General features: G+C 72.0%; 12 protein-coding genes. 6 read left to right on the top strand and 6 right to left on the bottom strand.

What is annotated here, in order from left to right:
- Positions 1 to 11: 11 nt before the first annotated feature.
- A complete protein-coding gene (locus tag ACE3SG_RS21785) occupies positions 12 to 1229 on the bottom strand; it encodes a diguanylate cyclase (protein ID WP_374568322.1) in 1218 nt (405 codons plus the stop codon).
- A gap of 93 nt (positions 1230 to 1322) precedes the next feature.
- Between ACE3SG_RS21785 and ACE3SG_RS21780 the strand changes: the two genes are divergently transcribed.
- Together ACE3SG_RS21780 and ACE3SG_RS21775 are read left to right on the top strand one after the other, a co-directional pair.
- On the top strand, positions 1323 to 1691 hold the full coding sequence (locus ACE3SG_RS21780; protein WP_374568321.1) for a VOC family protein: 369 nt from the start codon (positions 1323 to 1325) through the stop codon (positions 1689 to 1691).
- 129 nt (positions 1692 to 1820) lie between these two features.
- The gene (locus ACE3SG_RS21775) at positions 1821 to 2036 is read left to right on the top strand and encodes a hypothetical protein (protein WP_374568320.1); all 216 of its coding nucleotides are present in this window, start codon (positions 1821 to 1823) and stop codon (positions 2034 to 2036) included.
- Between the two features lie 8 nt (positions 2037 to 2044).
- Here ACE3SG_RS21775 and ACE3SG_RS21770 read toward each other — a convergent pair whose 3' ends face one another.
- On the bottom strand, positions 2045 to 2902 hold the full coding sequence (locus tag ACE3SG_RS21770) for a cupin domain-containing protein (RefSeq protein ID WP_374568319.1): 858 nt from the start codon (positions 2900 to 2902) through the stop codon (positions 2045 to 2047).
- A 131-nt stretch (positions 2903 to 3033) separates the two neighbouring features.
- Here ACE3SG_RS21770 and ACE3SG_RS21765 point away from each other — a divergent pair, with 131 nt between their 5' ends.
- A complete protein-coding gene (locus ACE3SG_RS21765; RefSeq protein WP_374568318.1) occupies positions 3034 to 3582 on the top strand; it encodes a carboxymuconolactone decarboxylase family protein in 549 nt (182 codons plus the stop codon).
- On the opposite strand, the gene ACE3SG_RS21760 is transcribed toward ACE3SG_RS21765, so the two are convergent.
- Both ACE3SG_RS21760 and ACE3SG_RS21755 read right to left on the bottom strand, forming a co-directional pair.
- Positions 3583 to 4428, bottom strand: a complete 846-nt coding sequence (locus ACE3SG_RS21760) for an enoyl-CoA hydratase-related protein (protein ID WP_374568317.1) — start codon at positions 4426 to 4428, stop codon at positions 3583 to 3585.
- Between the two features lie 102 nt (positions 4429 to 4530).
- Positions 4531 to 4989, bottom strand: a complete 459-nt coding sequence (locus tag ACE3SG_RS21755) for a hypothetical protein (protein WP_374568316.1) — start codon at positions 4987 to 4989, stop codon at positions 4531 to 4533.
- A gap of 119 nt (positions 4990 to 5108) precedes the next feature.
- On the opposite strand from ACE3SG_RS21755, the gene ACE3SG_RS21750 reads away from it, so the two are divergent.
- The 3 genes from ACE3SG_RS21750 (at position 5109) to ACE3SG_RS21740 (ending at position 10464) form a co-directional block, all read left to right on the top strand.
- Complete coding sequence (locus tag ACE3SG_RS21750) at positions 5109 to 8522, top strand: AAA family ATPase (RefSeq protein WP_374568315.1); 3414 nt, start codon at positions 5109 to 5111, stop codon at positions 8520 to 8522.
- Positions 8523 to 8543: 21 nt separating this feature from the next.
- Positions 8544 to 9392 carry a lysophospholipase gene (locus tag ACE3SG_RS21745; protein WP_374568314.1) on the top strand — a complete coding sequence of 283 codons (849 nt, stop codon included), beginning with the start codon at positions 8544 to 8546 and terminating at the stop codon, positions 9390 to 9392.
- 97 nt (positions 9393 to 9489) lie between these two features.
- Positions 9490 to 10464, top strand: a complete 975-nt coding sequence (locus tag ACE3SG_RS21740; protein WP_374568313.1) for a hypothetical protein — start codon at positions 9490 to 9492, stop codon at positions 10462 to 10464.
- A gap of 17 nt (positions 10465 to 10481) precedes the next feature.
- Here ACE3SG_RS21740 and ACE3SG_RS21735 read toward each other — a convergent pair whose 3' ends face one another.
- Both ACE3SG_RS21735 and ACE3SG_RS21730 read right to left on the bottom strand, forming a co-directional pair.
- Positions 10482 to 11117, bottom strand: coding sequence for a response regulator (locus tag ACE3SG_RS21735; protein WP_374568312.1), 636 nt, complete (start codon positions 11115 to 11117; stop codon positions 10482 to 10484).
- Between the two features lie 22 nt (positions 11118 to 11139).
- Positions 11140 to 13374: a response regulator gene (locus ACE3SG_RS21730; RefSeq protein ID WP_374568311.1), complete on the bottom strand. Its 2235-nt coding sequence runs from the start codon at positions 13372 to 13374 to the stop codon at positions 11140 to 11142.
- Positions 13375 to 13384: the final 10 nt, after the last annotated feature.

The raw sequence follows: 13384 nt of genomic DNA, 5'->3' as shown, positions 1-13384 counted from the left end.
GCGCGGGGCGCTCAGCCCACGCAGCGCCCGCGGCCGCTGCGCTTGGCGTCGTACAAGGCCTGGTCGGCGCGGGCCAGCAGGCAAGACAGCGCCTCGCTGCCGCCTTGCCACTGCGCCACGCCCAGGCTGATGCCGACCGTCTCGCCGTGGGGGTAGGGCTCGCGCTGCAGTGTGGCGTGCAACGCGGCGCAGAGCTGGCGGGCGTGGTCGAGCGAAGCGTCGGGCAGCAGCAGCGCGAACTCGTCACCGCCCAGGCGGCCCAGCAGGTCGGACCCGCGCACACGAGACTGCACCCGCCGCACCAGCTCGCGCAGCACCGCGTCGCCGGCGGCGTGGCCGTGCTGATCGTTGATCTGCTTGAAGCGGTCCACGTCGAGCATCGCCAGCGACAGCTGCTCGCCGTTGGCGCGGGCGCGTGCCAGCGCGGCCTCGGCGGCTTCGAGAAAGCCGCGCCGGTTGATGGCCCGCGTCAACTCGTCTTCACGCGCCTGGCGGTGCAACTCGCCGTGGTGGCTGGCGATCGGGTTCAGCAGCACCCGGCGCAGCATCGCGTTGAGCGTCAGAAACACGGTCAGCACCACCGCGCAGGCGCCGATCAAGAACTGCCACAGCGATTGCTGTGCGCGCTCCAGCGGTACCGTCATCGGCAGCGACACGACCTGCGCGCCCACTGTTTCGCCCATGCGCCAGCCGAAGCCGTGCTGGTCGCTGTAGAGCGCGCGCATCGCGGTGGGCGCGGCCGCCGGCTCGCCGTGGCAGGTCAGGCAGGCCGCGTCGTTCACGCGCAGCGGCTTGGCCACGTAGAGCATTTCCTGGCCGTTCTCGAACGTCTGGCGCTGGATCGTGTCGACACCGCTGCTACGCAGCGCTTCGACCATCTCGGCGTGGATGCCGGTGGCCTGGTTGGCCGGGTTGGTCGGGTTCAGCGCCACCTCGCGGTAGCTGACGCCCGGGTAGCGGCGGTGCAACTCGTGCATCGCGGTGGTGGCGGCGAATGACGGCACCGCGGCCACCTGGAAGTGGGTCGGGTCGGTGTTGAGCAGCGGGCGCACGTGGTCGGCGGTGTAGCTGCGCAGGGCGGTGGCGGCCTCCATGTGCAGCTCGGCTTCGCGCTGCACCTCGGCCAGGGCCCGCTCGCGCAACTGGCCGCGCATGTACAGCCCGGCCAATAGCACCGCCGACACGGCGCAGGCGCCGAGGGCGATGTTGAGGCGGGTCTTCAGGTTCATGCGGGGCGGCAGTGTGCCAGCTTGGGCGTGGTTCGGGCGCCCTAAACTCTAGGGCCCTAATTTGGTGGCCATCGCTCGAAAAGGAGGCTTTTCATGATCGGATACGTGACCCTCGGCACGAACGACCTGCCCCGCGCAGTCGCTTTCTACGACCAGTTGTTCGGCGCGATGGGCGCCAAGCGGCTGTGGGAGTCGGACCAAGGGGTGGCCTGGGGCACGAGCATGAGCCAGCCCAGCCTGGGTGTGATGAAGCCGTTCGACAAGCAGCCCGCCACGCGCGGCAACGGCACCATGGTCGCGCTGGTGGTCGACAGCAAGGACAAGGTTGACACCCTCTACAAGCTGGCCCTCTCGCTCGGGGCCACCGACGAGGGCCCGGCCGGCCCGCGCGGCGAGGGCTTTTATGCCGGCTACTTTCGCGATCTCGACGGCAACAAGCTCAATGTCTTCTGCATGAAGTGAGTAGGCGCCGTCCTACACCGGCTCGCGCCGCGGGCTGACCCGGCCGCGCCGGGGGCGCCGCTATCTTCAAGGCACACACGGCGCCTGCCCGGCAGGCGCGCTCGCCCTGTTTGTGCTGTTGGAGACTGCATGAAGAAGACTCGCTTGGTTGCCCTGGCCGCCGCCAGCGCCCTGATGGCCTTGACCTCTGGGTGCGTGGTGGCACCGCCGCGCCACGCCGCCGCGGCGGTGTATGTGGCCCCCACCTACGCCAGCCCCGGCCCGGGCTGGACCTGGGAATTTCACGCGCGTTACGGCTGGGGCTGGCACCACCCCCACTACGGCTGGCACCGCGGCTGGTATTGAACCGGCGCTCACGCCGCCACGCTGTCGCGCCACTGGCGCGGTGAGGTGCCCAGCTTCTGCGTGAACAGGCGCGACAGCGCCGATGCGTTGGCGTAACCCAGGTCGGTGGCGATCGCCTTGATCGGCCGGCCCTGACGCAACTGGCTCTGGGCCAGCGTCAGCCGCCAATGGGCCAGGTAGTCGGCCGGGGTCTGGCCGACGACGGCCTTGAAATGCACGGCCAGGGCGCTGCGCGACATGCCGGCGCAAGCGGCCATCCGCGCCAGGCCCCAGGCTTCGCCGGGCCGCTCGTGCATGGCGACCAGCACCCGCGCCAGCCGCTCGTCCGACAGGCCGGTGATCAGGCCGGCCGGCACGCCCGCCTGCTGCGGGTGATCGACCAACCAGCGCAGCAGCTGGATCAGCACCACCTCGAACATCCGGTCGGCCAGCAGGCGCGAGCCGCAACGCAGGGCTTCGGTCTCGGCGAACAGCAGGCCCAGCGCCGGCTCCAGGCCGGGCACCGCGGCCAGCGGCAACAGCACCACCGGCGGCAGCGCCTGCACCAGCGGGTTGGTGTCGCCGCCGTCGAAATCGAGCGTCGCGCAGGTGAAGTCGGCACCGTCGACCGGGGCGTTGTGAAAGTCGTGTGCGAGCGGCCGCGGGTAGAACAGCAGGCTCGGTTCGTTGACCTGCACGCGCTGGCGCCGGCCATTGGCCGCGCGGTGCGACAGGGCCATCTCGCCGCGCTTGAGCACATGCAGAAAGCCGCGCCCCGGCTGCGCCGCGAAATGCGTGGTGCCGCACAGCGGGCCGGCATGAAACAGGTGCGCCCGCACCCGGAAGTGCTCGAGCAGCGTGGACAGACGGTCGATCGGCGGGGGCATGTGGTTGGACGATTGGGTATGAATCGTGGACGAAAAGTGCCCAATCGTACCCCTGCCGCCGAGACACTGGCGGTGTGCCTGGGGCGATGACCCCCGGCACCTTCCAACCCTCTCAGCAAAAGGAAAACCCCATGTCCCGTGTCCAACTCATCGACGCCGCCACCACCACCGCCGACCGCCGCGCCCTGCTGGCGCCGATCCAGTCGGCCTTCGGCAGCACGCCGGCGATGTTTCGCGCGGTGGCCAATTCGCCGGCGGCGCTGAAAAGCATGTGGGCGGCGTTCGGCGCGCTCGGCGGCGGCGTGATCCCGGCCAAGCTGGGCGAGCAGATCGCCGTGGCGGTGGCCGACCGCAACGCCTGCGAATACTGCCTGGCGGCGCACACGGCGCTCGGCCGCAAGGCCGGCGCCTCGGCCGACGAGATGAGCGCGGCGCAGATGGGCGAGTCGTCTGACCCGCGCACCGCGGCGGCGCTGCGCTTCGCGTTGAAGCTGGTCGAGCAGCGTGGCCAGGTGGCCGATGGTGATGTGCAGGCCCTGCGCACGGCCGGTTTCGACGACGAGGCGATCGTCGAGATCCTGGCCCACGTCGCGCTGAACCTGTTCACCAACTACGTGAACGTGGCCTTCGCGGTGCCGGTCGACTTCCCGGCGGTGCCGCTGCGCCGCGCGGCGCGCTGATCAGCTCTTCTCGAGTGGCGCCAGCGGCTCGAACGCCGCTGGCTGCTTGAGCTTCCAGGCGGTGATCGCCTTCTCCATCTCGCCGATGTCGAAGATCGCGCTTTGCAGCAGCGTCATCTGCGACAAGGCTTCGGCGGTGCCGTGGTCGCGCGCCTGGTTCAGCGCCAGCTTGCTGCCGGCGATCGCCAGCGGGCTCTTGGCGGCGATCTGCGAGGCCAGCTCGTTGGCGTGCAGCAGCAGCGCGTCGGCGTCTGGCAGCACCGCGTTGACCAGGCCGATCGCCAGCGCGCGTTGCGCGTCGACCCGCTCGCCGGTGTAGGCCATCTGCCGCGCCACGCCCTGCGGCACGATCTTCGGCAGCCGCTGCAGCGAGCCCAGGTCGGCCACCATGCCGATGTGGATCTCTTGCACGGTGAAGAACGCGTCGGCCGCACACAGGCGGATGTCGCAGGCGGCCGCCAGGTCCAGCGCGCCGCCGATGCAGCCGCCCTGCACGGCGCAGATGACCGGGAAGCGGGCTTCGTCGATCGCGTCGAAGCAGGCCATCAGCCGGCGCAGGCCGGTCTGGAAGGCCTGCCGCTTGCGCGAGGTCGACAGGTCGAGCATTGGCATGTTGGCGCCGGCGAACACGTCCAGCGCCATGCCGGCCGAGAAATGCTTGCCGGTCGAGCCGATCACCAGCACGCGGGTCTGGCCGGCGTCGTCGAGCGCGCGCACCGCGTCGCGCACGGCCGGGAAGAAGCCCGGGTCCATCGTGTTCATGCGCTCGGCGCGGTTCAGCGTCAGCCGGGCGATGCCGGTGGCGCTGTCGAGCTGCAGGTCGAAATAGGCAGAGGGAGTGGTCATGGCTGGCCTTGTGTGGGATCTCGCAACAGATCACGCAAGGCTAACCGTTCCCGCTCCCCCGTCGATCACCTGGGGGACACAACGCCCCCAGAGCCTCGGTGATCAGAAGGTGACGATCAGGCAGCGGTCGTCGAGGATGCCCAGCTTGCCGGCCGCGCCGTTGACGTGCCACATCGGCTGGATCGTGTGGCTGCCGGCCGGGATCGACAACACGGCGACCGTGCTGCGCGATTCCCAGAACTGCTGGTTGTTGCCCAGGTTCTGCGGGCCGGCGTAGAACGGCGCGCCGCCGTCGATCGAGAAGGCCAGGCGCAGCTCGGCATCGGCCTCCACGCCGGCATCGGCGCTGAAGGTCACGTAGGCCTGCTTGGCCGCGCTGGTCGTGTTGTTGACGACCTTGCTGATGCCGGCCACGGAGACCCAGCCGTCTTCAGGGTGGGCCGAGACGACGTTGGCGCCGCCGCTGCCGTCGACGCTGCAGGCGCTGCGGGTGGTCTGGGCGGCTTGGGTGCCGGCGGCGGCCAGGGTCAGGGCCAGGGCGGTGATGAGTCGGGTGTTCATGGTGCTTGCCTCTCTGAGTGACATAACGGGTGGGTGGGTTACTGCCTTTCGGTGCCTGCTCGATCGCTGCCCGTCCGCCAGTGAAGTCACTGTAGAAATCGCTCCGTTAGGATGCCGTTATGAGTGCCGAGACAGCGTCTTCGTCGCTTGGCCAGGCGGCGGTAGAGCCTGGCGCCGGGCCGGTGCAGTTGCTGCTGGCGCCCGCTTCGCCGGCCCTCACGCGCCATGGCGAGCAGCGGCCGTTGGCGCTGCGCGATGCGCTGATGCTGAGCTGGCTGGCGCTCGAAGGCCCCACGCCGCGCGAGCGGCTGGCCCTGCTGCTGTGGCCCGACAGCGAGCCCGCCGCTGCGCGCAACACGCTGCGCCAGCGCCTGTTCCAGCTGCGGCGTCAGCTCGGCGTCGAGCTGGTCGAGGGCCAGGCGGTGCTGGCGCTGGCCGAAGGCATCGGCCACGACCTGGCCGACTCGGACGACGTGCTGGGCGGGCAGGACGCCGGCGCCACCGGCACGCTGGCCGAGTGGCTGGCCTTGCAGCGCGACCACCGCCGCCAGCGCATGCGGCTGGCCCTGGCCGAGCTGTGCGAGATGTCGGAGCGGGCACAGGACTGGCCCGGCGCGCTGCTGCACGCGCACGAGCTGCTGGCGCTCGAGCCCTTGTCCGAAGAGGCGCACCGCCGCGTGATGCGGCTGCACTACCTGGCCGGTGACCGCGCCGCCGCGCTGCTGGCGTTCGACCGTTGCGAGCAGATGCTGAAGAACGAGGTCGGCGCCCAGCCGAGCTCCGAGACCCGGCAACTGCTGGCCACCATCGAGGCGGCCGAGGTGGATGCGTCGCCCTTGCCGGTGCCCGGCGCGGCGCTGCCGGCCAGCGTGCTGCGGCCGCCTCGCCTGATCGGCCGCGCCGCCGCGGTCGAGGCCCTGCTGCAGGGCTGGGACCTGGGCCAGGTGGTGTGGGTCGAAGGCGAGGGCGGGCTCGGCAAGAGCCGGCTGCTGCAGACCCTGGCCCGGTCGCGCCCCGGGGCGCTGTGCGTGGCGGCCCGGCCCGGCGATGCCGGCGTGCCACTGGCCTCGCTGACCCGCTGGCTCGACGCGCTGCACCGCCACGACGAGCAGGCCGCCGACCGGCTGGGCGCGGCGCAGCGGCGCGAGCTGGCCAAGCTCTTGCCGCACATCTCGGCCGGCCCCGTGGCGCCGCCGCGGGGTGGCCACGAGCAGGCCCTGCCCGACGCGCTGGACGCACTGTGGCGCGCGCAGGCGCCGGGCTTTGCCGGCCTGCTGGTCGACGACCTGCAATGGGCCGACGACGCCAGCATCGACTGGCTGCGCGACTGGATCCTGCGCAGCCCACTGGCCGATGCCCACGCGCCGGCCCCGCGCTGGGCGCTGGCCAGCCGCCCGGCGGTCGAGGGCAGCGCCCTGGCGGCCTTGCGGCAAGAGCTGATCGCCCACGCCCGCCTGCGGCCGCTGCCGCTGGCGCCGCTGGACGAGACCGCGCTGGCCGAGCTGGTCGACTCGCTCGCGCTGCCGGGCCTCAGCGGCTCGGCCGCCGGCGCGGCCCTGCGCCAGCACACCGGCGGCAACCCGATGTTCCTGCTCGAGACGCTGAAGCAGGCCTGGGCCGAGCAGCGCCTGGGCGGCGATGTGGGCGACTGGCTGCGCGCCCGGCCGTCGAACGTGCGCGCGGTGATCGCCGAGCGCCTGGCACGGCTGCCCGCCGGCGCGCTGGCCCTGGCCCGGGTGGCCAGCGTGGCCGGGGTCGACTTCGATGTCGAGCTGGCGGCCGCGGTGCTGGGCCAGCCGGTGATGGCGCTGGCCGACGACTGGCAGGCGCTCGAAGCGGCGCAGGTGCTGAGCGACCAGGCCTTCGCCCACGACCTGGTGTTCGAGGCGGTGCGCGACGGCGTGCCCGCGCCGATCGCCCGCCACCTGCACGGCCGCATCGCCAGCTTCCTCGAATCGGACGCCGCACGCCAGCACGCGCCGGCCCGGGTGGCCGACCATTGGCAGGCCGCCGGCCAGCCGCTGCGGGCGCTGCCATGGCTCGGCCAGGCGGCCGATGCCGCCTGGCGCTGTGCGCGCCGGCACGAGCAGCTGGGCTTTCTGCTGCGGCGTGCCGACATCCTGGCCGACGACGGGCGCCAGGCCGAGGCCTTTGCCGCGGTGCTGGGGGCTACCGACTTGCACCTGGGCATCGACTACGACATCGCCGATGGCCAGGCGCTGTGCGACCGGCTCGATCGGCTTGCCGCGACCGATGCCGAGCGGCTGGAAGCCGCGCTGATGCGCATCCACCTGCTCGGCCACCGGGGCGACCTCGACCAACTGACCGAGCGCGTGGCGACCTGCGTGGCCGAGGCCCACCGCCTGGGTGACGAGCGTCTGCTGGCCCAGGCCCACGGCGAGCAGGGCATGGTGCTGGTGATGGCCGACCGGCCGCAAGAGGCCGTGGAACCCCTGCGCTCGGCCACCGAGTGGCTGCTGCAACACGGCGGCCCGGCCGAGTGCTCGGAAGCGGCCGGCAGCCTGGCGGTGGCGCTGGACAACTGCGGCCAGCTCGATGCCGCGATGCCGTGGCACGAGACCTCGATCGCCTTCGCCGAGCAGATCGGCGACGGGTCGCAGGTGATGAGCGGCCTGTCGAACCTGGCTTGCAACCGCATCGACCGGGGCGACCTGCGCAGTGCCGGCGAATCGGTGCAGCGCGCGCTCGACCTGGCCGCACAGCACGACTGGATCGGCGCGCAGCTGGGCACCTCATGGGCCTTGCGCGGGCTGTGCGAGCTGGGCCAGGGGCGCTACGCCAGCGCGCTGGCCGCGCTGGATGAAGCGGAGCAGGTGATGGCGCGCGAGCAGCCGATCCTGCTGTCGGTGGTGGCTTGCCACCGTGCCGCCTGCTGGTGGCAACTGGGGCAGGCGGCGCGCGCGCAGCAGGCCCTGCAGCCCGTGGGCGACGGTGACGACACGCCGATGGTGGCGCGCGTGCGGCGCTTGCTGCTGCTGTCGCGCCTGGCCCGCGAGCGCCGCGGTGGCCAGGCCGACGCGGCGGCGTTGCTGCAGCAGGCGCGCGCGCTGCTGGCCGACGAAGGTGACCGGCCCGACCTGTACTGGCCGCTGGCCATCGAGCAGGCGAAAGACCTGCCGCCGCCCGACGCGATGCGCCAGCTCGACCAGGCGCTCTCAGCCACCGAGCGCCTGGGCCACGGCGGGGCGCGGCTGGCGGCGCTGGTTCGTTTTGCAGACGTGGCCCGCGCGGTCGACAGCGCGCGCGCGGCCACCTGCGCGCGCGAGGCGCTGGCCGAGGCCGAGCGGCTGGTGCCGGCCACGCTGTACCCGGCCGAGCTGGGGTGGCAGGCCGCGCAGGCGCTGCACGCGGCCGGCGCCGACGACGAGGCGGCCCAGGTGGTGCGCCAAGCCGTGCGCTGGATCCACGACACCGCCGACCGCCACGTGCCCGAGGCCTTTCGCAGCGGCTTTCTCGAACGCAACCCCGTCAACCTCGGCTTGTTGGGCTGGGCCGCGAGGCTGGGGCTTTGAACAGGCTCTAGACTCGGTGTGATGCACGCCATTGTTCAAACCCAAGACGGCCTCGCCCTGCATGTGCGGCGCTGGAGCCCCGAGCCGCCGGCGCGCGGTCAGGTCCTGATCGTTCATGGCCTGGGCGAGCATGGCGGGCGTTATGCCCATGTGGCGGCCGACCTGCAGGCCCGGGGCTGGGACGTGACGGCGTATGACCAGCGCGGCCACGGCCATTCGGCCGGTGCACCCGGCGACATCGCCGCCGCCGACAGCCTGCTGGCCGACCTGGCGCGCATCATCGATGCGATGCGGGCGCAGCTGCCGGGGCCGCTGGTGCTGCTGGGCCACAGCCTGGGCGGCCTGGTGGCGGCGCGGTTCGTGGCCGAGGGCCTGGCGCCGCAGCCGGCCGGCTGGTCGCGCCCGCTCGATGCGCTGGTGCTGTCGTCGCCGGCGCTCGACCCGGGCATGAACGCGGTGCAGAAGGCGCTGCTGGCGGTGGTGCCGAAAGTGCTGCCGCACCTGCGCGTCAACAACGGCCTGAAGCCCGAATGGATCTGCCGCGACCCGGCGGTGGTCAAGGCCTATGTCGATGACCCGCTGGTGCACGATCGCATCAGCGGCCTGCTCGGCCAGTTCATCGCCGAGGCTGGCCCGGTGGTGCTGGAGGCCGCCGCCCGCTGGGCGCTGCCGACGCTGCTGATGTGGGCCGGTGCCGACCGCTGCGTGAAGCCCGAGGGCTCGGCCCGCTTCGCCGCGGCCGCGCCGCGCGAGGTGGTCACCACGCGCGAGTGGCCCGGCTTCTCGCACGAGATCTTCAACGAGCCCGACAAGGGCCAGGTGCTGGCCGCGCTGAACGGCTGGCTCGACCAGCGCTACCCACGCACCTGAGCGGCAGGCCGCCGTGCCGCGCGGCCCACGTCGCGCGATCGATGGAGAGTCCCACCATTTAGGATGTTAGGATTGCGCCTCCAACAAGGAGGTTCGCATGATTCGCTCAATGGTGTGTTGGCTGCTGTTGGCCGTGTCGGCCTCGGCCGCCGTGGCGGCGCGGCCCGTCTACAAGATCGAACTGATCGACCATGACGACGAGCTGTTGCCCAAGGAGGCGATGGTCATCAACGACCACGGCGTGGTGGCCGGCCGGGCCGGCGTGAAAGGTGCGCCGGACCAGGGGCTGATGCCCTTTCGTTATGTCGATGGCGTGCTGAAGCCGATCCTGCCTGCGCCGGCCAATGCCATGCTGGTGCAGGACATGAACGACAGCGGCGACGTGATCGGCCGCATCGTCAACGACTACTACGTCTGGCGCGCCGATGGCACCACCGAGGCCATGCCGGGCCTGTCGCTGTACGCGATCAACGACCTGGGCCAGATGGCCGTGCGCGCCGACGGCACCTGGCACGGCTGCATCTATGACCACGGCACGCTGACCGATCTCGGCACGCTCGGGGGCAACAACAGCTCGGCCTTCGACATCAACAACCGGGGCGAGGTGACCGGCATCGCCGACCTGCCGGGCCAGTACGCGCCGTACCACGCCTTCGCCTGGCGCAACGGCGAGATGGTCGACCTCGGCACCCTGGGCGGCACCTCGAGCTGGGGCGCGGCGATCAACGATCTGGGGCACGTGGTGGGCACGGCGCGCGACAAGAAGGGCGCCTACCACGCCTTCATCCACGACGGCAGCGTGATGAGGAAGCTGCCGCCCACCCAAGAGGGCGACACGCTCACGCCCTACGACGTGAACGACCGCGACGAGGTGGTGGGCGCGGGCTCGGCGGGCGAGGTGCTGCTGTCGGCCGAAGGCAAGACCTATCGCCTGAAAAGCCTGCTGGGCAAGAGCGGGGCAGGGTGGGACCAGCTGATGTACGCCAACTCGATCAACGAGGCCGGCCAGATCGCCGGCGTGGGGGTGCGCAAGGGCCGCCTGCGCGCCTACATCGCCACCCGGGTCAAGTAAGGCCCGCGCTCGGCCGCTCAGCGTTCGTCCAGGCCGACCAGGCCCTCGCGAATGGCCCAGCGCACCAGCGCCGGCACATCGGCCAGCTCGAGCTTGGCCATCAGGCGGCTGCGGTAGGTGTCCACCGTTTTCGGCGACAGGTGCAACTGCTCGCCGATCGCCGTGCTCGAGGCGCCGCGCGCCACCATCACCAGCACCTGGCGCTCGCGGGGTGACAGGGCCTGGGCGCCGCTGCCGCCTTCGGTGAGGCCGCGCAGGGCCAGCTCGGCCTCGCTGTGGCCGAGGTGGCGCCGGCCCTGCGACACGGCCTGCACCGCTTCGAGCAGCTCGGCGCTCGGCGAGCCCTTGAGCACATAGCCCAGCGCGCCCAGGCGCAGCGCCTCGGCCACGTGGCGCGGCTGGTTCGACATGCTCAGCACGATCACGCGCAGGTCCAGCTTGCGGCGCTGCAGCTCCTCGAGCAGCTCGAAGCCCGAGCGCTCGCCCAGGCTCAGGTCGAGCAGCACGATGTCGGGCTTCAGCCGTGCCAGGTCGGCCAGCGCCGGCGTCGGCTCGGCGGCCTCGCCGACGATGGTGTGGCCGCTGCCTTCGAGCACGGCGCGCAGTCCGTCCCGCACCAGCGCGTGGTCGTCGATCAGGTACAGGCGGCTCATGGCAGATCCTCGGCCTGGCGACTCATGGCCACGCGGTCTCGTGGGTGGCGGGTGGGCGGGCCGCGGGTTCTTGCGGCGCCTGCCAGCGCAGGTGGACGGTGGTGCCCTGGCCGGGGGCCGAATGCACCGCCAGCATCGAGCCGATCGCCAGCGCGCGCTCACGCATGCCGACCATGCCCAGGTGCCCCGGGGCGGGCGTGGCACCACCCAGCGGCAGGCCGCAGCCGTCGTCGCAGATCGCCAGCGTCAGCGTGGCCTCGTCGCCGCTCAGCTCGACCCGGACCGTGGCGGCATGCGCATGGCACAGCGCGTTGTGCACCGCCTCGCGGGCGATCATGAAGGCCGCGTATTCGGCCTCGGGCGGCCAGCGCATGCCCTGCAGGCCGGGGGCGACATGCAGCCGCAGCGCGACACCGTTGGTCATCGGCGCGCGTTGGCGCAGCTCGTTGTCGAGCGCCGCGGCGAGCCCGTGCTCGTCGAGCAGCGGGGGCCGCAGATCGACCAGCACCTGGCGCACCTGCCGGTTGGCCTCGGTGATCAGGTGGTCCAGCCGTTGCATCAAGGGGTTCGGTGCCCGGCCGGCGGTCTGGTGGCTGGCGTCGTAGATCAGGCGCATCGCGGCCAGCGTCTGGCCGAGCTCGTCGTGCAGGGCCTGGGCGAGGCGGCGCGTGGTCTGCTTTTCTTGCTCGAGCAGGCGTTGCGAGAAGCCGGCCAGTTCGACCCGGTACTGCTCCAGCGCCTGGTTGGCCTGCTCGCGCTGTGTGACATCGCGCAGGATCGCGGTGTAGTAGATGCCGCTGTCGAGCACCACGGTCGAGATCGAGGCGTCGATCGGAAAGGTCGCGCCGTCGGCGCGCCGCCCGCGCACCGTGCGCAGCGGCGACATCGTGCGTGTCGACGGCCCACCGGCGGCAAAGGCGCGCAGGTGGTCGGCATGCAGCGCGCGGGCAGACTCGGGCATCAGTTCGTCGAGCGGGCGCCCCAGCATCTCGGCCGCGCGGCGGCCGAACATGCGCTCGGCGGCCGGGTTGAACAGCACGATGCGTTGCGATTGGTCGACCGTGATGATCGCGTCCATCGCGGCCTGGATCATGCCGTCGAGCCGGGCCAGCGCCTCGGCCTGTGCCTGCTCGGCCTGCTGCCGCTGGGCGACCTGCAGCTCAAGCTCGACGGCCCGGCTCTGCAGCGTCTCGTTGGCGTCGAACAGCTCGAACATCACCGCGAACTCGCCGGCCAGCGCCAGCGCCATCATCTCGTCTTCGTCGTCGAAGCGGTGGCCCTCGCGCTGGTCGGTGAACAGCAGCACGCCGTACGGCGCGCCGTCGGTGCCCACCGGCACGCCGAGAAAGCTGCGCACCGGCCCCAGGTCGGCCGGCAGCCCGGCCAGCGGCCCGTGGCCGTCGCCCTCGCGCAGCGCGCCGTCGCAGGCCCACAGCCGGCCGACCAGGCCCTGGCGGATCGCCGGCCCATGCAGGCTCTGCACCGCTGCGGGCGGCAGCCCATGCGCCTCGACATGGCGCACCTCGCGCTGGTCGGCCTGCAGCAGCACCAGGGCCACCGCGTCGGCCTCGACGATGCGGTGGCTGGCCTCGCAGAACATGCGCAGGAACGCATCGTGCCGGCGCTCCACGGCCAGGTCGAGCGCCAGCTCGATCAACGCGAAGACGCGGCTGGCGCTGCGCTGCACGTGGCCCAGGTTGTCGGCCAGCCGCCGTGACAGCCGTTCGAGCCGCTCGCGCTCGTCATCGGGGCCGCGGTGTTCGCGCAGCAGCCCGTCGATGAGCGCCTGGTCTTCGCTCACGTGGTCGATCTGGCCGGCGATGTGCTGGCCCAGGCCCATCAGCAGCGAAGGCGATTCGCGCGGGGCGTCGGCGTCGTGCGCCGGGGCCGCCTGGCCCAGCAGGCGGCTGACGGTGTCGATCAGCACCGACGGCCCGGTCGGCTTGGGCAACACCTCGCTCACGCCGCAGGCGGCGGCCAGCTTGCGGGCCTCGCTGCTGCGGTAGGTGGCGGTGTAGAAGACCACCGGCGTCGCCGCGATCGCGGGCTCGCTGCGCAGGCGCTTGACGAATTCGAAGCCGTCCATCACCGGCATCAACAGATCGGTGATGACCAGGTGAGGGTGCAGTGCGCGGGTGCGCTCCAGCGCCTGCGCGCCGTCGGCCGCCTCGACCACTTCGTGGCCGATCGTGGCCAGCACCATTCTCAGGTAGTGGCGGTTCGACGAGCGGTCATCGACGACGAGGATACGTGCCATGTGGCCCGAT

The organism is Ideonella sp. (genome assembly GCF_041914305.1).
GTDB lineage: Bacteria > Pseudomonadota > Gammaproteobacteria > Burkholderiales > Burkholderiaceae_C > Ideonella.
Note: the sequence above shows the minus strand (reverse complement) of the source record. Positions and strands in the feature narration are given on the sequence as shown.